Here is a 19,465-nt window from a genome sequence, read left to right as displayed (position 1 = left end):
TTAATACGCTACTGACTGCTTGCGACAACCACCTGCCGCCCGCCACCTGCCGCCGGTTCAGGCCGGATGGCGGCCAAGGCGAAATTCGATTGCGGTGTCCGCGCCGTACTCGCTCGTCTGCGCGACCGACAGGCCTTGCGCGCCCAACGCGCTCAACCACGTCTGATAGACGCCCTCGAGAAACGCGGGCGTCCAGTTCAGGGCCGCGTCGCCGAATGCCTGCAGCGGCGCGCAGTAATGGACGATGCGCAGGCACTCGGCTTCGTCGGAGAGTTCGACGTAGCCCCAATCCATTTCATGCCAGTACAGATTCAAGGTCTGCGCGAGTTCGGCTGTTGACCCGCACGCGGGCAGTTGGTGCGCCGCCGCAAACCGGCAGCCGACCCGATGCATCAACTGGCGCAGTTCGGCGCGGCCAATCTGCGCTTCGAACTCGGTAGCCAGTGCAGTGAGCATGCCGCGCCACTGCGGCGAGATTTGGCGTTCCAGCAGGTAATCGAGAATTGGGACCATGTTTTCCGGGAATCGGCCGTTGCTTCAAACCGTGTACAAAGACGGGCGTCGACGACCAAGATCATGAAAGTGTTACGGGAAAGCCGCGCATTGCACGCGCCCTAGGTTACTTTTACCGAGTCTGTCTAGTCTGTCCGTCACACTTCGAATGAGTCTACTTAAGACAGTAACTTTTAGCCACATTCGATTCGTCTGGCTATACGCATGAACCATGCAAGCGCATGCGAAAGAATGGCAAATGGGCTCCGTAGTTTTTACTGCGGCAATCGCCTGGCTTGCGTTTTAAGGCGAACACCAAGGGCAAATGTATTCACCATCGCCGCACTAACGGCATGTTTCGCATGCGGATTTTAGCGATGTCGTTTCGTGGTAAATGCAACGAAATGCAACGCTTCATGTTTGTGCGGATGCAACAGGCGTGTGCGGTCCCGAGGATTCTTTCCATAACTTGCTGTCCGTTGCGCGCCGGTTTTTTGTACCCGTCGAGTAAGCTTACGGACTTGTGCCGTCCGGTTGCACGCGCAAGCGTCGAAAAGCGTGGACCGGTGGCAGCAGGGCGTCGCACGATATCGCGGCGCACTTCGACTCAATCACTGCAATGCTCAATCCACTCAGTATTCTGGTCGTGACGGTTTTGTCGGGTCTCATGGCAATGGCCGTGCTCGGTTCCCTTTGGCGCGCGGCGATAACCGGCGTCGGTTACTGGATCCTCGCCAATGCCGTCGCGATCGTCGCGCTGCTGGCTTTCGCGGTGCAGGGGCACGCGTCGCCCTGGCTGTCTTTTGTGGCCGCCAATGTGCTGCTGGCTGCCTCGTTGCTGCTGGTGCTGGAAGGTTGCTGGCGCTTCCTAGGGCGCCGGTCACGCCCATGGGCCGCATATATCGGACTGGCCGCGGTGCTGGCCGGCATCGTCTACTGGACTTTTGCCGCGCCGGACTTCAATGCGCGCGTGGCGCTGGTGTCGGCGTTCCACGCCTGTCTGTATGCGACGCTCGCGGTCACGATGCTGCGCGGCCGCCCCGCGAACCGGCCGCGTTACAGCTATTACTTCCTCGCCGTGGCGGCGGCGCTGTTCTGCGTGGGACACATTGCGCGCGGCACGCTGTACGGCTTCGGCATGCTGGCGCAGTCGAGCCTGATGCAGGTGTCGGCGGCCAATATCGCGTTTCTTGCGATCGGCATTCTCGCGATGCCCTGCCTGTCGATCGGCGTGGTGATGCTGGCGCACGACCGCCTGGCCGAACGGCTCGAGCGGCTCGCCAACGTCGACGAGCTGACGGGCGCCCTGTCGCGCCGTGCTTTTCTCACAGTTGGCGAAGCGCTGCTGAAGGCGGCGCGGCGCGCGGGGTCGCCGGTGGCGATCGCGATCATCGACATCGATTCGTTCAAAGCCGTCAACGACAACCACGGCCATGCCGCCGGCGACCAGGTGCTGAGCCACTTTGCGGCTTTTGTCACCTGTAACCTGCGCGCCAGCGATGTGTTCGGGCGGCTGGGCGGCGAGGAGTTCGGCGTGTTGTGCCCGGCCACCACGGCGGCCGAGGCGGTGGTGCTGCTGGAGCGCTTGCGCGCCCGGCTCGCCGCGACCGGGCCGGCCGACTTGCCGCGCGGGCTGCGCTACACCTTCAGTGTCGGCGTCGACCAGCGCCAGGGCGACGAGTCGCTCGCCGAGGTGATGGCGCGGGCCGACGGCGCGTTGTACGCCGCCAAGGCGTCAGGGCGCGACCGCGTGATGGCGGCGGCGTAGCGGCGAGCGGGCGGGGCGCACTTCTATTTGCTGGAAGGCATAAATATTTGTCAGACCCTTGCCGTTATACATCGGCAGAGTGACCGGAACGAGTCTGATATCTATCAATATGCTTTCCACTTCAACGAAGCAACTGTCTGATTCCGGTTTGCGTGATCGCTTTCACCGGCGAGCGCTGGAACACCAACGTCCACTTTTGACGGTGACGTTGGCGTTTACCGTCGTCGCATTCCTGTTCTTTGTCGGTGCGCGCAATTATGTCGACGGTCCTGCCATGCCGCTGGGATACCGGCTCGCGTGCGCGCTGGTGCTCGGCCTGCTGGTGCTGGCGATCCCACGCACGACCAGCACCTGGGCCTTCGGCGCAATCGGCGTCGCGTTTTCGCTGACGCTGGTAGCCGGCATGGCGCTGAACATCGCCGGGGTCGAGCAGCCGTTGCTGTGGGCGCTGCCCGCTGTGGTGGTGATACCGATCTGCGCCGCGCCGCTGTGGCTCACGCCCACGCACTTTTTCGTGGGCAGCGCGCTTTTTTACGCCGCGGCGCTCGCGATGCTATTCGGGCAGACGCATGCTCATGACTTCAATGTGGTCACGTGGATGTGGATCGTGGCGATCGGCATGCCCGCGTCCGTGGTCTATCACTTCGGCTTCTACCGGTTCCGGCGCAATCACTATCTGCTCGAGAGCCAGCTGGCGCAGCTTGCCGCGACCGATCCGCTGACCGGCCTGCAAAACCGCCGGGCGTTCGTGAAGCAGGCCGAGCACCGTCTCGAGACGCTGGCATCTGGCGAGCGGATCAGCGCGATCTTTCTCGACATCGACGGTTTCAAGGCGCTGAATGACCGCTTCGGCCATGGCGTGGGCGACGAGGCCCTGTACCAGGTCGCGCAGGTGCTGATGGCGGAAACCTCCGCGCAGGAGAGCGTGAGCCGGATCGGCGGCGAGGAGTTTGCCGTGTTGGTGCGCGACGGTCTGGTCGGCGCGCTCGATCTCGCCGAGCGCCTGCGCGGCGCGATTGCCGCCATCGAGCGACCGGACGGCCAGTTGACCGCGAGTTTCGGCGTGGCCGAACACCGCGGCGGCGAAAACATCATGGTGTTGCTCGACCGGGCCGACGAAGCCTTGCTGCGCGCCAAACACTCGGGCAGAAACCGCGTATGCGCCGAGCGCTCGCTGCCGGGCGAGGCTCTGCAGCTCATCTCCGACGCGGTGCAAGGCGAGGGTGGGGCGGTGGCGCTGCGGCATCGATGGGATGACTACTACCTGACTTCGCATTTCCAGCCGCTCTACAGTTTGTCGCATCAGAAGCAGGTGGGCTTCGAGGCGTTGCTGCGCGGCGAGCAGGACGACGGCACGCTGGTGCCGCCCGTGGTGCTATTCGCGCCGAAGCCATCCAGCGACGAGGGCGCACTGGATCGCGCGAGCCACTCGGTGCATCTGGACAACGCGCGCAAGTCTCTGCCTGACGACGCATGGCTGTTCCTGAATATTTTGCCGGCCACATTCATTGCCGAGGGCTACGCCGATCAGCTTGCCAGGATTGTGCGCACGGTGGGGCTCGAACCTGAGCGGGTGATTCTCGAGATTCTCGAGTCGCACGGCGGCAGTGTCGATGAGATGTCGCGGGCTGCCGCGCTGTATCGCGCGCACGGCTTCCTGATCGCGGTTGACGATTTTGGCGCGGGCCAATCCAATCTCGACCGGTTATTGCGCATCCGGCCGGATCTCGTGAAGCTCGACGGCGAGCTGATTCGCGCGACGAGTCACGGCACTGAGCAGCCGATTTTGCCGAAGCTGGTTTCGCTGTTGCATCAGGCGGGGATGCTGGTGGTGGTCGAGGGTGTTGAAACGACAGAGGAGTTGATTCTCGCGGTTGAGTCCAACGTGGACTTTGCGCAGGGATTTCTGCTTGGCCGGCCGGCTGCCGAGATCGTGCCGCCGGATTCCGTGCATCGTCGAATCGACGATGCGTTTGATGTGATCGCGCAGGGGCGGGCGCATCAGCACGCCTTGTTCGAGTCGGAAGTCGAGCCTTACCGGGCTGCATTGAGGCAGGCGACCGATGCTTTGCTGCATGGCATCGCGATGGAAGAGGCGTTTGTTTCGCTGGCCGCGTTTGAACGGTGTATTAGCTGTTTTATTCTGGACGATTCGGGGCGGCAGATCGGGCTTGAAGTACCGGGACCTGCTTACGATAGCGAAGGGGCTTCGCTGCATCCGGTTGCGAACCCGCGCAATGCACGATGGGATCATCGGCCTTATTTTCGTAATGCGGTTTTGGCGCCAGGGGTGGCGGTGGCCAGTAATCCTTATCTTTCTTTGGCCAGCGGCCGGCCTTGTGTTGCTGTGACTTTGGCAGCGCAGTTTGGCGCTGCGCAGTGTGCTGTGGGACTGTGTGCCGTGGGGCGGGTTGTGGTTGGGGTCGAGCTGGATTGGTCGACAGTTGGGTTGCCTTGGCCGGCAGGGGAATGAAGGTGGGTTTTTTTTGCCTTTGGCGGCGGCATTTCCTGGTTCTGGCTTCTTTGGCCTTTCCTTGTTTGCTTATTGGTCTATTAGCGTTCCCCCTGTGCGGGGGGGCACCTACTTTTCTTTGCCTGCCGCAAAGAAAAGTAGGCAAAAGAAAGCGGCTCGAACCGCCAACTCTTAAGTGGGTCCCCTGGCTTGGAGGGGCTCGTGGCCCCGTAGAGATTGAGCCTGCGCACCTGCTCTCGTGAGTGACCAGGCCGTCATGCTTCCGGCGGCGCTGCGCGCGCCGGGGCGGTACTTCACAAAACCAATCGGTGTTTTCGGCGCCTCGCCGAGGCGAAGCCGACGGCCCCCACCGCACGCAAACGAAGCCGATGGTTTCCCTGGTGGACCCAACCGCGACGCACGCAGTGCGGAGTGGGAGCGGATGACGGCTGTGTCACAGACCGTTATGGACCGAGGTGTGATCCGTTTATCGCACCACCAGCCACTCCAAGCCAGGGGACCCACTTAAATGTTGGCGGTTTGAGCCGCTTTCTTTTGCCTACTTTTCTTTGCGGCCGGCAAAGAAAAGTAGGTGCCCCCCCGCACAGGGGGAACACTAATAAACCAATAAGAATAGAAACAACCAACGCCGTAGGCACAACCACAAAATGCCGCCGCGAAAGGCAAAAACCCCCAATTTAATATCCCCCTTTCACCGCGACCACAGCGGCACCCCTCACATACTTCGCTGCCAATTCCCCCGCCGCACGGCTCAACAGTCCAGTATCCGTCCCAACAGCAACAAACACCGCGCCCGCAGCCAAATATTCCTCAGCAATCGAAGCATCCGTCGCCAGCACACCAGCACTCTTGCCCGCGCTCCGCACAGTCGCAATCCCGTTGCAAATCGCCTCGCGCACGCGCTCATCCCCTGGTTTGCCCAGCAACCCCATCGACGCACTCAGGTCCGCAGGACCAAAAAACACACCATCTACCCCTTCCACCCCGGCAATCGCCGGCAAATTCTCCATCCCCTGAACAGTCTCGACCTGCACCAGCACACACAATTCATCCGACGCCGCGCCAAGGTAATCAGGAATCCGATTCCACCGCGAGGCCCGCGCCAATGCGCTGCCCACGCCGCGAATACCCTGCGGCGGATAGCGCGTCGCCGCCACCGCCTCGGCGGCCTGCTCCGCGGTATCGATCATCGGCAACAACAATGTCTGTGCGCCAATATCGAGTAGCTGCTTGATCAACGCACTATCACTGCGCACCGGCCGCACCACGAGATGCGACGCGTAAGCGGCCACCGCCTGCAATTGCGCCAAGGTACTGCGCACGTCGTTCGGCGCGTGCTCGTTATCGATCAGCAACCAGTCGAAACCAGCCGTCGCCAGTAGTTCAGTCACGTAGGCATCAGCAAGAGCCGCCCATAGCCCGAATTGCGGTCGGCCTTCGGCGAGAGCACGCTTGAATGGGTTCTGCGGTAGATGCATGGCTATACGCTCAAATGAAATTCAAACCAATTCCGCCCAGCGGACCGTAATCGACATGAAACGTGTCGCCCGCCCGCGCCGGGATCGGGCTCGTGAATGAGCCGCTCAGGATCACGTCGTTGGCGTTCAGCACCTCGTCGTAGGGGGCAATCTTGTTGGCGAGCCATGCCACACCGGTCGCCGGATGATTCAGGACCGCCGCCGCCAATCCGCTTTCCTCGACCGCGCCGTTCTTGTACAGCAGCGCGCCAACCCAGCGAAGGTCGACATCGAGTGGGCGCACCGGGCGCCCGCCCAGCACAATGCCCGCGTTAGCCGCAAAGTCAGAGATGGTGTCGTACACCTTGCGCGGCGCTTTCGTTTCGCGGTCGAACTGTTCGATGCGCGCGTCGATAATCTCCACTGCGGGCGTCACGTAGGCGGTGGCGTCCAGTACGTCGAATAACGTGACGCCGGGGCCCTTCAATGGCTTGCTCAACACGAACGCCAGTTCCACTTCGACGCGCGGCGCAATGAAGCGGTCGGCACGGATGTCCTGGCCGTTTTCGAGGAACATGCTGTCGAGCAACGGGGCGTAATCGGGTTCGTCGATCTGCGACGAACGCTGCATGGCACGCGAGGTCAGCCCGATCTTGCGGCCCTTGATTACATGGCCTTCGGCGAGCTTGAGCTTGACCCACTCACGCTGAATCGCATAGCCATCCTGTACGGTCATACCGGGATACGCAGCCGAAAAATGACGCAACTGGGTGCGCGTTTTCTCGGCGTTGTCGAGTTGCGCCGCGAGATCGCGGATAGTCTGTTCGTCTAGCATGGTCGATTCTCGATGAGCCGCGCTCAGGCCTTTAGCCGCGCGTGCAAATTGTTGTGTTTCCACGTGCCGGCTTCGCTGAATTCATTGATCTCAAGCGAGAGCGCCAGGCCGTGCTTTTCGAATTCAGCGCTGAAGTGCTGTTTGATTAATCCGAATAGCGCCTCGCCCGTGGCCTTTTTCACGGCTTCGGAGCGGCCTGCGCCGATCTTCAGATTGGCATGCAGGAAGGCGGCTTCCGGTCTGCCGTCGGCGACGCAGTACTGCTCGCAGCGCAATGCGCGCACGCGGATGCCACCGAGCGGGTAGACGCGCTGCTCGTTCTCGCGCTGCGCGTCGAGACAGCGGGCGAGCGCCTGGCAAAGCTGTCCGATGCTTTCATCGCCGGCAAGATTGGCGCTATATTCAAGTGTCAGATGAGGCACAGTAGACTCCTTTCTCAGGCTTTAAGCGGGTAGCGGCGTGACGGGAAAGATCGCGTTGATCTGTCCAGTGCCCGAGCTGCCGAAATATGGCGTGACGACTTCCACTTTGCCGTCGTAACGGTCCCAGCCCAGTGCGCCGAGCAGCATGGCGGTGTCGTGCATGCCGCCTTCGCCCCAGCATTTCTCGTTATAGAGCGGCAACATTTCGCAGAAGGTTTTCCAGTCGCCGGCTTCCCACAACTCGACCACCCGGCGGTCCATCTGTTCGAGAAACGGGCTCCATACCTTATGCATGAAATGCTCGGCGGTACCGTTGTTGGCGAAATGGTGGCTAAGCGAGCCGCTCGCCAGAATCGCCACGGTGCCGTCGTAACGCTCCTCGATGGCCTTGCGGACGGCGAGGCCAAAGCGCGCGCTGGTGTCGAGGTCGTGCCACATGCACCAGGCCGCCACGGAGACGGTCTTGAAGTGCTGGTCGCCGTTCATATAGCGCATCGGCACGAGCGTGCCGTATTCGAGTTCGAGCGTGGTTTCGCTATGCGCGCGGCTTTTGACGCCCATTTCATTGGCGACTTCGGCGATCAGATCGCCGAGCCCGACATTGCCGGGATACGCATACGGCATGTTCTTGATGAAATGCGGCAGTTCGTTGCTGGTATAGACGCCTTCGAACTTCGGCGCGCAATTGATGTGGTATTCGCTGTTCACGAGCCAATGCACATCGAACACCACAATCGTATCGACACCGAGTTCGCGGCAACGCCGGCCGATTTCATGATGGCCGTCGATTGCAGGCTGACGGCAGCCCTTATGCGGACCGTCGAGCTCGGACAAATACAACGACGGGACGTGAGTTACTTTTGCTGCTAATGCCAGTTTGCCCATTATGGCCTCCTGTCCCACACACGTTAATTGCTATTCTGTCTGGCGCAAGCCATCACGTCCTCGCGCCTAAAACCCCCAGCACCTCAAACGCCCCAGCGCGGAATGTGGTGCGAGCCGAGCGACACACAAACGTTCTTAGGTTCGAGGAACACCTCATAACTCCACGTGCCGCCTTCGCGGCCCACGCCGGATGCCTTGGTGCCGCCAAACGGCTGGCGCAGATCGCGCACGTTCTGGCTGTTCACGAAGCACATGCCGGCTTCAACCGCCGCGGCGACGCGATGCGCGCGGCCCGTGTTCTCGGTCCAGATATAGCTCGACAGGCCGTACGAAATGTCGTTGGCGAGTTTGATTGCGTCGGCTTCGTCGTCGAACGGAATCAGGCAGGCGACCGGGCCGAAGATCTCTTCCTGCGCGATCCGCATGCGGTTATCGACATCGACGAACACGGTCGGTTGAACGAAGTTGCCCTTGCGCATGGCTTCCGGCAGATCAGGCGTATCGAGCCCGCCGCAGGCGAGCGTCGCGCCTTCTTTCGGGCCCAGTTCGATATAGCTGCGCACTTTGGCCAGATGCCCCTGGCTGATCATCGGGCCGACGATCGTGCTGTCCGCGAGCGGATCGCCCACCGTCAGGCGCTTCGCGCGTTCGATAAACCGCTCGGCAAAGCGCGCGTAAATCGAACGCTGCACGAGAATGCGCGAACCCGCGGTGCAGCGCTCGCCGTTGTTCGAGAAGATCATGAACACGGCGGCGTCGAGTGCGCGTTCGAAATCGGCGTCGTCGAAAATCACGAAAGGCGACTTGCCGCCGAGTTCCATCGAAAACTTCTTCAGGCCGGCGGTTTGCACGATCCGGTTGCCGGTCGCGGTCGATCCCGTGAAGGACACCGCATGTACGTCAGGATGCGCGACCAGCGGCTCGCCGGTTTCCTTGCCGAAACCGTGCACGACATTCAGCACACCGGCCGGAATTCCTGCTTCGAGCGCGAGATTGCCGAGCATGGAGGCGGTCAGCGGCGACAGCTCGCTCATCTTGAGCACAGCCGTATTGCCGAACGCGAGGCAGGGCGCCACCTTCCATGTCGCCGTCATGAACGGCACGTTCCACGGCGAGATCAACGCGCAGACGCCGACCGGATGAAACAGCGTGTAGTTCAGATGCGTGTCGGTGGGGTACGTATGGCCATCGACGCGCGTGCACATCTCGGCGAAATACGTGAAGTTGTCGGCGGCGCGCGGGACGAGCTGCTTGCGCGTCTGCGAGATCGTCTGCCCGGTGTCTTTCGTCTCGGCTTCCGAGATGTCCGGCACGTTCTTCGCGATCAATTCGCCGAGCTTGCGAATCAGCTTCGCGCGTTCCGCGGCGGGTTTGCCGGCCCATGCGGGAAAAGCGTCTTTTGCCGCACGCACGGCGGCGTCGACTTCTTCCGCGGTGCCGCGCGCGACTTCGGCAAGCACGTCTTGCGTAGCCGGGTTGACGGTTTCGAAATAGTCTTGCGCGGCATTCGACTTGCCGTTAATCAGATGCTCGATTCTCATTGCCTTGTCCTTTCCCAAAGCCGCGCTCAGGCGCGGCCAAAATCCGCGTCTGAAGCGATCGTATTGACGAGACGGCCAAGGCCGTCGATCTCGCACACCACTTCGTCGCCCGCATTGACGTTGACGATGCCTTCCGGCGTGCCGGTCAGGATCACGTCGCCGGGCGCGAGCGTCATGAAACTGCTCAGATATTCGATCAACGCGGGAATATCGGTGACCAGATCCCGTGTATTACCGTGCTGCTGGCGTGTGCCGTTCACATACGTGCGCAACTCCAGTTGCGTCACGTCTTCGACATCGGCCGCATCGACGAACCAGGGGCCAATCACCGTGCCGCCGTCGCGATTCTTCACGCGCAGGTTGGGGCGGTAGTAGTTCTCGAGGTAGTCGCGGATCGCGTAGTCGTTGGCGATCATGTAACCGGCCACATACTGCATGGCGTTGTCGCGCTTGACGTTCTGCGCGGTTCGGCCGATCACCACAGCAAGCTCGCACTCATAGTGCATGAAGGTGACGTCGGCGGGGCGGCGCGTGACGCCGCGATGGCCGATCACCGTGCCCGGGCCTTTGAGGAAGACCAGCGGTTCTTCCTGCTTGCTGAACTGCAATTCCTTCGCATGCTCGGCGTAGTTCAGGCCGAGCGCGAAGATCGTGCCGACTTCGATCGGCGCGAGCCAGACCACTTCGTCCTCCCGGCGCACGCGGCCGTCGGCGAGCCGCACGCCGTTCGCGTCCGGATACGCTTCGTGAATGGCGCCTGCATAGGCAACGCGGCCGCGCATCATGGCTGTTCTCCTTGTTCTTCGCTGCCGGCAAACGACACTTCAAGCGGCGGCATCGCGCCGATCGTCAGCGTGACGGTGTCGCCGATATGGGCGACGGGCGAACCATGAGGCACGCCCAGCGTAATCACGTCCCCCGCGCTGAGTGTCATGAAATCGGTGACGTCGGCAATCAACTGCGCCACGTTGCGAATCGACGTTGCTGTGCTCGCGATAAACGTCTCGCGTCCGGCAATCGACACCTTGATCGTCAGATCATCCGGCGTGGGAACATGACGCACCGCCACCACGGCCGGCCCGACCACGCAAAAGCCGTCGCGCGCCCGGAACCGCACCGATGGCCGGTAAACGCTCGCATGCGGCACGCTCAGATCGGCGACCAGCGTATAGCCGGCGATGTAGTCGAAGGCGTGCTCCACGCTCACACGCGTGGCCGTGCGGCCGATCACGATGCCGAGCGACGCACCCACTTCCACACCCAACGTATCGTCGGGCACGGCCACGCGGGCGCGGTGCCCGGCCAGCGTATTGCGTGGCTTCAGGTAGAGAATCGGCGCTTTCGGCGGCGCTTTGTAAGGCGCGGCGTTGACCGCGTCGCCCAATGCGTGCAGCGCGGCGCGGTCATTCAGCAGGGTTGCATAGACAGCGCCCGAAACCGGCGCGCGGCAGGTAATACCGCGCGCGAGCAGCGTGGCTGCGGTATGCGCGTCCACGTCGCGAGGCAGGGCGTCGCCTTCGGGATGCAGCAGGTGATCGGCAAGTGCAAACATAATCAGCTGTCTCTCGGAGAAAACACTAACATGTTAGTAGTATTGCGCTTGATATCATCCACGGTCAATAGCCTGTCGGCTGATCGCGGGTTTTCCCTTAAGCTTTGACAGCTGCTTTTAATTCATCTTCCGCCATGTCCGCTTCCGCTGCTAACCGAGTGCTGCACCGCAATCTGCCGATGTTGTTGCTGCGTGCCAGAGAAAAAATGATGGAGCGTTTCCGCCCGCTGATCACTGCCCACGGCCTTACCGAACAGCAGTGGCGCGTGATTCGCGCGCTTAACGAACATGGTCCGATGGAGCCGCGCCACATCTCCGATCTCTGCACGATATCGAGCCCGAGCATGGCCGGCGTGCTCGCGCGCATGGAGAGCATGGAACTGATTACGAAGGAGCGTTTCGCGGAAGACCAGCGCCGCGTGCTGGTGTCGCTCACGGAGACGAGCGTGGAATTGGTGCGCGTGATTTCGAAGGATCTCGAAGCGCACTATCGCGAGCTGGAGCGCAAGGTCGGGCCGGAAATCGTCGAACGCGTGTATCGGGCGGTCGACGATCTGCTGGCGGGCCTCGAAGAAGACGACGAGTGAAATGGCGCGTCAGTCAGGCGCCGGGGTTGGGCGCCTTGCCGATTCGTCACCAGCCCTGAAAACGGGCCCACACCGCGACCCCGCCATCCGCTGAAAACGCGTGATACTCGGGAAACTGTGCGCCGGTCGCGCATGCATGGTTCGGCATGATGCGCAGTTTCGTACCGATCGGAAAGCGCTGGATGATGTCGTCATGCGGCGGCTGCGCGCCGACGGGCGACAGAATTCCGTGCTCCTGATTGGCGCCGCTGACCACGTAGTCCGAGAGCGGGGTGCCGTTCAACGCGCACGGCTGGCCGTATCCATAGTCATGCGACTGCTTCGACGTGCCGCGGTCGCGGCTCATCGCCATCCAGCCCGCGTCGAGTACGGCCCAGCCTTTGTCCGGCTGGTGACCGATCACGGTGGCGAGGACGCTGAGCGCGATCTCGTCGAGCGAACATACGCCGACGTTGCGCATCACCAGATCGAACAGCACGTAGACGCCCGCGCGAACTTCGGTCACGCCATCCAGTTGCCGGGCGGCGAGCGCGGTGGGTGTCGAGCCGACGCTGACCGCCGCGCAGGGAATGCCCGCTTCGCGCAGCCGTTGGGCGGCGCGCACGCAGCCCGCGCGTTCCTGTTCGGCGAGTGCCGCGAGCGCATGCGGCGTATCGAGTTCGTAACTGGAGCCGGCATGAGTCATCACGCCACCCACGTTGACGCCATGCTCGTGCAGAATCCGGCCGACTTCCAGCAGCGTGTCCTGTTCCGGCGTGATGCCGGAACGATGGCCGTCAGTGTCGATTTCGATCCACACCTCGAAGGTTTCCTGGTGTTCGCGACCGAATTCCGCAAAGGCCGCTGCGGCCGCTGCGTTATCCACCACCAGTTTCAGATCGCAACCTTGCCGGCGCAGCGCGAGCGCTCTGGGTAATTTGGACGGGGCGATGCTGACCGCGTAAAGAATATCGGTGATGCCGGCGGCGAAGAAGGCTTCGGCTTCTTTCAGGGTCGAGACCGTGATGCCGCGCGCGCCGGCGGCAATCTGCGCGCGTACCACGTCGATGCATTTGGTGGTTTTGACGTGCGGGCGGAAGGCCACGCCGAGCATGTTCATCTGCGCCTGCATTCGCGCGATGTTTTTCTGCATTCGCGTGATGTCGATCAGCGCGGCGGGGGTGTCGATATTGTCGAAGTTCATGCTGTCACCGGGGCGTGGAGTGGGAGTCGGTCAAGCCGAAACGGCTGAGCCAGGGAACGAGCGCGTCGAGCGTCGGCGATTCGATCTCGGGCCGCTGGGCGCCCGCTACCAGCGGTAGCCCGACGTGGTTGTGCCAGTACGTCCGCAAGCCGACGGCAGCGGTGCCGAACATGTCGTAGCTTGAGCCGGCCACGAATGCCGCTTCATGCGCCTCGATGCCGAGTGTTTCGAGCGCGAGCCGGTAGGGGCGCGAGTCGGGTTTATACATGCCGGCTTCCTCGGCAGTCACGATGGCGTCCCAATGAATCGGGAACAGGTTGGCAGCCTGCGTGCCGAGGTGGATAGAACAATTGGTCACGATTGCCAGTTTGCAGCGCGGTTCGAGTGCCTGCAGCGCCTGCAGTGCGTCCACGGCGCCGCGCCATGGCGCGAGCTTCAGCCAGTCTGTTTCGAGCGCAAGCGCTGCCGAGGCCGGCAGCCCCACCTGTACCGCTGCCTCGCGCACCAATTGTTCATACGGAACGTATCGGCCGCATCCATAGGTTAGCCGCAAATAGGCGGCACGCCACGCTCGACCTGCGGGTTCGGAGCCGGCGGCGTGATTCCACGAGCTCCATGAGTCGAGCAGGGCGGTTAGAAGGTCGAAGAGCACAGCCTTCGGATAAGCGGCAGAGACCGAAACGGAAGTCATGATTTAACCGGCGGTGGGTGTGAGCCGATTATAAAGTTGCCGCTGCTGCGAGAAGTTAACGTGGATTTACTCAAAGATTCAGCATGACTGAATCATAGGTTTTATGCCACACCAGGCGGAAGGTGGCTTTCACCGCCGCCACGGCGGCGCCGGTCTGAACCTGCTTTGCAGATACTGCATGAAGTGCCGCGTACGCGCGGGCAGTCCCGTCCGCTGATGTGTCAGCGCAATGACGTTAGCGTCCGGCGTTTTCCATGTCGGCAGGAGGCGCACCAGCCTGCCGGTCGAGATGTCGCCGGCAACGTCCCATTCGGAGCGCAGGATCACGCCACGCCCTTCGCAGGCCCACTGACGAATCACGTCGCCATCGTTGCAACTCAAACCGGGAGACACGCGCACGCTGCGGCGCGTGCGGCCTTTGCTGAACTGCCAGAGTGAGACATCTTCATTGTTCTCGCGCAGCACGATGCAGGGGAACGTGCTCAGATCCTCCGGTGACTCCGGCACACCGAAGCGCTTGAGCAGCGCGGGCGCTGCGCATACGAAGCGCGCATTGGGGGCGATTGCGTAACCCACCCGGTTCGAGACCGGCAACTCGCCGATGTGCACGACAATGTCGAAGGGGTCCATGGTCTCGGTCAATGGCTGGTCGGACAGCGTGAGCGCGATGTCGATTTCCGGATGCTGTTGCCTGAAGTCGGCGATGGCGGGCGCCACATGGCGGCGGCCGAACCCTAGCGGGGCATTGATTTTCAGGGTGCCGACCAGACCGCCGCGGCGCGTCTGCAGGTCTTCGAACAGCGCGTCGAACTTCTGTACGAGTTCAGCGCCTCGTTCGCATAGCAGCATGCCTTCTCCCGTGAACTGCAAGCGGCGCGCCGTGCGGTTCACCAGTTGCGTGTCCAGCTTCTTTTCAAGTTGCTGCAGGCGCTGGGTAACCGCCGAGGGCGACAGTCCCAGTTTTCGCGCGGCCGCGATCAGGCTGCCGCTCTCGCGGATGGTCAACAGGAACCGGATATCGGCCGAGTCAGTCATGTCAGCGACTTTTGAGTTCGGAAGTCTGGCAGCTTATAGCGTCTGGATGCGCGATTCCAGTTTTGCACGGTATCGGGGCGTCCGGCCAGGAGCGCCCGGCGCGATGTGTCTGCGCGAGGTACAGTGACGTTTCTGTAACGAAGACGACAGCTTGAGGCACTAGAGTGTGCGCTTAAGCAGAATGGAGAAAGGAACGCAATGCCGCTGTCACATGGTCCGTCGAGCGCTACGCAGGAAAGTGCCCTGAAACAGGGCGTATTTTTGCACACCGGCTGGCGAAGCGCGGGAACGTGGGTCTGGTCGCGTCTGCGGGCGCTGGACAAGGTGACCGGATTCTATGAACCGCTGAGCAACGTGCTGGCTGATCTGAGCGTGGCCGATGTATCCGCGTCCCGTCCCACGCTGACCTCGGGGCATCCGCCACTGGCCGCGCCTTATTTCGAAGAATACCGTCCGCTGCTGCAGGACGGTGTGCGCGGCGTGGCCGGATACCGGAAGCGGTTTGGCATCGATCGTTTCGCGAGCGTGCCGGACGCTGAATTCCCCGCCATGCAGGCTTATCTGCAGGCACTGAGCGACTGCTCCGCCGAACAGGGCAAAGTGCCGGTCTTCAAGTTTTGCCGCTCGTCGGGCAGGTTGCCCTGGCTCAAGCGCGCATTCCCTCAGGCCATGCACGCGGCGGTCCTTCGAAATCCCGCATCGCAGTTTGCTTCCGGGTGGCTGCTCAATCAGCAATGGAACAATCCGTTTTTTGTCGCCGCGCCGTTTCGCGTGCTGGGACTGAACCAGTCCGAACCGGTGGTCAGGCAGGCGATCGAAGCGTGCGGCGTGAGGCTGCCGCCCACCGCGCCCGCTTCTGACGACGCCTATGCCATGGCCTGCGAGCACTATGCGCGCAGCGCGGAAGGCAATAACGCCTATCGGGCCTTCATCGCGTTGTGGACGCTCTGCGCGTTGCGTATGTCGGATGGCGTCGATCTGCTGATCGATATCGACCGGCTGGGGCAGTCGCGCGAATACGCGGCCGGCTTGCGTGCCGGGTTCGAGGCGCAATGTGGTTTGTCGCCGGATTTCAGCAGTGCGCGTGATCTTGTCGAGGAGACGCGGCGAAGTGCGGGGCGTATGATCGGAATCGATGGCCGCTCAATGCGCGCCGTTCACTCCGCGGCGTTGAAATTCATCAAGTCGCAGAGCGGCGTGGACGCGGCGCTGGTTGAAATAGTCCGCGAGAAAATGGTATTGGCCAATGAATTGACCGAGGCATGGTCCTGAACGACTCGCAACGAGACGGTAGCGCGCGCCCATGAGCGCGCGCGGCGGCGGAATATCTATTGGGCCGCCGACACCGCTGCCCGCAATCCGAGCAGATAGCTGTCGACACCAAAGCCGCAGATCTGCCCTTTGACGATCTCCGCGAACACGGATAGATGGCGGAACGGTTCCCGTGCATGGATATTCGACATGTGGATCTCCACCACCGGCACCGTGAGAATGGCGAGCGCGTCGCGGATACCGTAGCTGTAATGCGTCCATGCCCCCGCATTGATCAGCACGCCGTCGGCGTTGTCAATAAAGGCCTGGTGAATCCGCTCGCACATTTGCGCTTCGCTGTTGGTCTGGAAGCTTTCCACTTGCACGCCGAGTTCCTTGCCCAACGCCTGCAAGCTGCTATCGATTTCAGCAAGCGTCACGGTGCCGTATTGCGCGGGGTCGCGTTTGCCGAACATATTGTGGTTGATGCCGTGGAGCATGACGAAGGTTTTCATTGATCTTCCATGGTGAGAGTGGGGGGGCGTCAGCGCATGAGCGCGACGTGATCAAGCCGCCGCTGTTTCAGGTGTCGTGTCGACAATCTTGCCGGCCATCGCGGCCTGCGCAATCGCCTCGGTAATACGCAGATTCTGGAGGCCGTCACGGGCACTCACGAGCGGCTCGGCTTCCCCGCGAATCACGCGATTGAAGTGTTCCAGCTGGAGTCGCAGCGGATCGTCGCGTGTCATGGCGGCGACGCTGACCTCGAACGGTTTCCACCACGAGCGATCCTCCGCCTTGCCATAGGTCTTCAGCCGCATCGTGGGCACGGCAAGTGAGCCGAAAGTGCCGGCAATCACGTAACAATCCTCGTCGGGATAGGTCGGGTACGCCTTGTTCTCCTGCGAGGTCTGCTCCCAACTACGCGCGCTCGCGGCCGTGTCCGACAGCATGAAACTGCCGAGCGCGCCGCTTGCAAAACGCAGATTGATTGCAACGGTATCTTCCACTGGAAAACCGCGTGTGGCATGCGATGAAAACGCCTGCACCGCGACGATATCGCCGCACAGCATCCGCAGGTTATGCACCTCGTGGATCATATTCAGCAAAATGGGGCCGCCGCCGGCCTTGCGCCGCCATTCCGCATCGGCGAAATACTGATCCGGTTTGAAAAACACCGCGCTGCCCATCACGGCGACCAGCTTGCCGAGCCTGCCTTCCTCGATCACTTGCCTCGCGCGCGCCATGATCGGGCTGTGCGCCCGATGGTGGCCGATCAGCAATCGGGAGCCGGTACGGTCGACCTCCTGGACAAGCCGCTCCGCTTCCTCGACGGTGGGCGCAATCGGCTTTTCGAGCAAGGCCGGCACGCCCGCCGCCAGACAGGCCAGCGCATGCTCGAGGTGCAACTGGTTAGGCGTGGCGAGAATCACGCCGTCGGGCCGGTCCTTGTCGAACAGTTCGCCGAGCGATCGGTAGAGCGGCACGCCGGCGGCGGTGGCGTGCGCCTCGGCCGCCGGCGACGGATCGACGATCGCCGAGAGGGTGCACGAGTCGCTCTGTTGCGCCACGCTCATGTGAGCGCGGCCAATGTAGCCCGCGCCGGCGACGGCGATCCGGGTCCTGGTCATGGATAAAATCCTCTGGCGTCGGAAAGAAGAGCTTGGTCAATCAAGCGAGCGCTTTTTTCGCCTCAGCCATGGTCTGGGCCCGCAGCGTTTCGTACGCGTGCTTCTCGATCGGAACAGCATTGCGCTCGCCCAGATCGCTGAGTTTGACGCGGTAGTTCTCGCGTGCGCTCCATGCGGTGACGGCGGCAATAATGGTGATCGCGAAGGTGATGCTGCCGATGATCATCGGAACGTCGTGCGATCCAGGCGGCGCGACGTAGGCGAACAGCGCCGGCAGCAGCGCGGTAATCGTGGTGCCGATGTTCTGGCCGATCGCCATGGCTGACACGCGTGAGCGGGTCGGGAACAGTTCCGGATAGAAACTCGGGAAGATGGCGTTGTAGCCCTGATAGACGATGCCCCACATGAGGATCGACATGACCATCGCGAGCGGCACGTTCCTGATGCTGATCGCGTAGAGGTAGCCGAACGAGAGCAGGCCCGCGCCAAGCGCGCCGACGATGATGGGCAGACGCCGGCCGATCCGGTCGGACAGGTTGCCTACGTAAGGAATGACCACCACGGCAACGATATTGCCGATGACGGGAATCCACAGGTAGACGCTCTTGGAAAAGCCGATGCCGTACGACGCCTGAACCGCATACGCTGCGCCGAAAATCGTGGCGACCACGGGGATCACGTTCATCAGCGAGCAGCCGATCACGCGCAACATATCCCCCCAGTTATAACGGAAGGCCTCGACGATAGGCGACTTGGGGATGGCGCCGCTGGCGTCTTCCTTGGCGAATGCCGGTGTTTCGTGCACCTCGCGGCGAATGAAGTAGCCGGCAATCAGCACCACCGCGCTGAGCAGAAACGGGATCCGCCAGCCCCACGAGTTGAACGCGCTCTCTTCCATGAAGTAGGCGAGCGGCAGGAACACGGCGGCGGCGAGAATCTGCCCCGCCTGCACGCCTTGCAGCGTGAAGCTCGCGTAATAACCGCGCCGCCCGAATGGCGCATGTTCGAGAATCATGGAGCTCGCGCCCGAGATTTCACCGGCTACGGCAAAACCCTGGACCAGACGCAGAACCACCAGCAGTGCCGGTGCAAGCAGGCCGACCTGATGATAGGTGGGCAGGAAGGCGACCGCCATCGTCGAGAAACCCATCAGGAACATGCAGACCAGCAGTACGTTTTTCCGGCCGTGGGTGTCGCCCCAGTGCCCGAGCACGACCGCGCCGATCGGCCGCGCGACATAGCCGACGCCATACGTCGCGAGCGACGCGACGATGGCGATCTTCGGATTGCCCGATGGAAAGAACAGTTGGGGAAAGATGAGGGCCGCTGCCTGCGCGTAGATAAAGAAGTCGTAGTACTCGAGCGCTGAGCCGATCCAGCCGCTGGCGGTTGCTTTGCGAGCCTGCGAGCGATGCTCGCCGCTGTTCGCCGATGCATTGTTTTCCATGTCGTCTCCTGAACAGAAATGTTTGATCAGCTTCTGTGGCCGATTCATTTGCGTCTTTAATGTGAATCTTTGCAAGCCAGGACTTACCGGGAAGCGGTGATTCGCGATCCGGTGCGCGTGTCGAAACATGCTGCGGGGTGATTCAATCGGTCGCCGGCACAGGGTTAACCAGTGCTCTGGTATCCGGAGCAATGGATCCGGCCTGCTGTGCTTGC

At 62.1% G+C, this 19,465-nt stretch carries 18 protein-coding genes; 4 read left to right on the top strand and 14 right to left on the bottom strand.

Annotated elements, in window-relative coordinates:
• Window positions 1–57: 57 nt before the first annotated feature.
• Window positions 58–513 carry a cellulose biosynthesis protein BcsD gene (gene bcsD, locus PQR27_RS28830; protein ID WP_408526994.1) on the bottom strand — a complete coding sequence of 152 codons (456 nt, stop codon included), beginning with the start codon at window positions 511–513 and terminating at the stop codon, window positions 58–60.
• 598 nt (window positions 514–1,111) lie between these two features.
• Between bcsD and PQR27_RS28825 the strand changes: the two genes are divergently transcribed.
• Window positions 1,112–2,260 (top strand): GGDEF domain-containing protein, encoded by a 1,149-nt coding sequence (locus tag PQR27_RS28825; RefSeq protein WP_408526993.1) that lies wholly within the window; start codon window positions 1,112–1,114, stop codon window positions 2,258–2,260.
• 109 nt (window positions 2,261–2,369) lie between these two features.
• On the top strand, window positions 2,370–4,733 hold the full coding sequence (locus PQR27_RS28820) for an EAL domain-containing protein (RefSeq protein ID WP_408526992.1): 2,364 nt from the start codon (window positions 2,370–2,372) through the stop codon (window positions 4,731–4,733).
• Window positions 4,734–5,410: 677 nt separating this feature from the next.
• Here the strand turns inward: PQR27_RS28820 and hpaI are convergent.
• The 7 genes from hpaI to PQR27_RS28785 all read right to left on the bottom strand — a co-directional run bounded on the left by hpaI (window position 5,411) and on the right by PQR27_RS28785 (window position 11,425).
• A complete protein-coding gene (gene hpaI, locus PQR27_RS28815) occupies window positions 5,411–6,211 on the bottom strand; it encodes a 4-hydroxy-2-oxoheptanedioate aldolase (protein ID WP_408526991.1) in 801 nt (266 codons plus the stop codon).
• A 10-nt stretch (window positions 6,212–6,221) separates the two neighbouring features.
• The gene (hpaH, locus tag PQR27_RS28810) at window positions 6,222–7,025 is read right to left on the bottom strand and encodes a 2-oxo-hept-4-ene-1,7-dioate hydratase (protein WP_408526990.1); all 804 of its coding nucleotides are present in this window, start codon (window positions 7,023–7,025) and stop codon (window positions 6,222–6,224) included.
• 23 nt (window positions 7,026–7,048) lie between these two features.
• Window positions 7,049–7,447, bottom strand: a complete 399-nt coding sequence (locus PQR27_RS28805) for a 5-carboxymethyl-2-hydroxymuconate Delta-isomerase (RefSeq protein WP_408526989.1) — start codon at window positions 7,445–7,447, stop codon at window positions 7,049–7,051.
• A 21-nt stretch (window positions 7,448–7,468) separates the two neighbouring features.
• Entirely contained in the window at window positions 7,469–8,332 is an 864-nt protein-coding gene (hpaD, locus tag PQR27_RS28800) for a 3,4-dihydroxyphenylacetate 2,3-dioxygenase (protein WP_408526988.1), read from the bottom strand.
• Between the two features lie 83 nt (window positions 8,333–8,415).
• The gene (gene hpaE, locus PQR27_RS28795) at window positions 8,416–9,873 is read right to left on the bottom strand and encodes a 5-carboxymethyl-2-hydroxymuconate semialdehyde dehydrogenase (RefSeq protein WP_408526987.1); all 1,458 of its coding nucleotides are present in this window, start codon (window positions 9,871–9,873) and stop codon (window positions 8,416–8,418) included.
• Between the two features lie 26 nt (window positions 9,874–9,899).
• Window positions 9,900–10,658, bottom strand: a complete 759-nt coding sequence (locus tag PQR27_RS28790) for a fumarylacetoacetate hydrolase family protein (protein WP_408526986.1) — start codon at window positions 10,656–10,658, stop codon at window positions 9,900–9,902.
• Entirely contained in the window at window positions 10,655–11,425 is a 771-nt protein-coding gene (locus PQR27_RS28785) for a fumarylacetoacetate hydrolase family protein (protein ID WP_408526985.1), read from the bottom strand. Before PQR27_RS28785 ends, PQR27_RS28790 begins: the two co-directional genes overlap by 4 nt.
• Before the next feature lie 179 nt (window positions 11,426–11,604).
• Here PQR27_RS28785 and hpaR point away from each other — a divergent pair, with 179 nt between their 5' ends.
• Complete coding sequence (gene hpaR, locus PQR27_RS28780; RefSeq protein WP_408528330.1) at window positions 11,605–12,012, top strand: homoprotocatechuate degradation operon regulator HpaR; 408 nt, start codon at window positions 11,605–11,607, stop codon at window positions 12,010–12,012.
• A 46-nt stretch (window positions 12,013–12,058) separates the two neighbouring features.
• Here the strand turns inward: hpaR and PQR27_RS28775 are convergent, their stop codons facing one another.
• The 3 genes from PQR27_RS28775 to PQR27_RS28765 form a co-directional block, all read right to left on the bottom strand.
• On the bottom strand, window positions 12,059–13,195 hold the full coding sequence (locus PQR27_RS28775) for a DSD1 family PLP-dependent enzyme (protein WP_408526984.1): 1,137 nt from the start codon (window positions 13,193–13,195) through the stop codon (window positions 12,059–12,061).
• 4 nt (window positions 13,196–13,199) lie between these two features.
• Entirely contained in the window at window positions 13,200–13,886 is a 687-nt protein-coding gene (locus PQR27_RS28770; RefSeq protein WP_408526983.1) for an HAD family hydrolase, read from the bottom strand.
• Between the two features lie 129 nt (window positions 13,887–14,015).
• Entirely contained in the window at window positions 14,016–14,921 is a 906-nt protein-coding gene (locus tag PQR27_RS28765; RefSeq protein WP_408526982.1) for a LysR family transcriptional regulator, read from the bottom strand.
• A 198-nt stretch (window positions 14,922–15,119) separates the two neighbouring features.
• Here PQR27_RS28765 and PQR27_RS28760 point away from each other — a divergent pair, with 198 nt between their 5' ends.
• Entirely contained in the window at window positions 15,120–16,193 is a 1,074-nt protein-coding gene (locus tag PQR27_RS28760) for a hypothetical protein (RefSeq protein ID WP_408526981.1), read from the top strand.
• 56 nt (window positions 16,194–16,249) lie between these two features.
• Here the strand turns inward: PQR27_RS28760 and aroQ are convergent, their stop codons facing one another.
• From aroQ to PQR27_RS28745, 3 genes are read right to left on the bottom strand one after another with little or no spacing between them, the layout of a single operon-like run.
• Entirely contained in the window at window positions 16,250–16,687 is a 438-nt protein-coding gene (gene aroQ, locus PQR27_RS28755) for a type II 3-dehydroquinate dehydratase (protein WP_408526980.1), read from the bottom strand.
• Between the two features lie 51 nt (window positions 16,688–16,738).
• Window positions 16,739–17,803 (bottom strand): Gfo/Idh/MocA family protein, encoded by a 1,065-nt coding sequence (locus PQR27_RS28750; protein ID WP_408526979.1) that lies wholly within the window; start codon window positions 17,801–17,803, stop codon window positions 16,739–16,741.
• Between the two features lie 40 nt (window positions 17,804–17,843).
• Window positions 17,844–19,250 carry an MFS transporter gene (locus PQR27_RS28745; RefSeq protein WP_408526978.1) on the bottom strand — a complete coding sequence of 469 codons (1,407 nt, stop codon included), beginning with the start codon at window positions 19,248–19,250 and terminating at the stop codon, window positions 17,844–17,846.
• Between the last annotated feature and the right edge of the window lie 215 nt (window positions 19,251–19,465).

Source organism: Paraburkholderia fungorum (genome assembly GCF_046027215.1).
GTDB lineage: Bacteria > Pseudomonadota > Gammaproteobacteria > Burkholderiales > Burkholderiaceae > Paraburkholderia > Paraburkholderia fungorum_D.
Note: the sequence above shows the minus strand (reverse complement) of the source record. Positions and strands in the feature narration are given on the sequence as shown.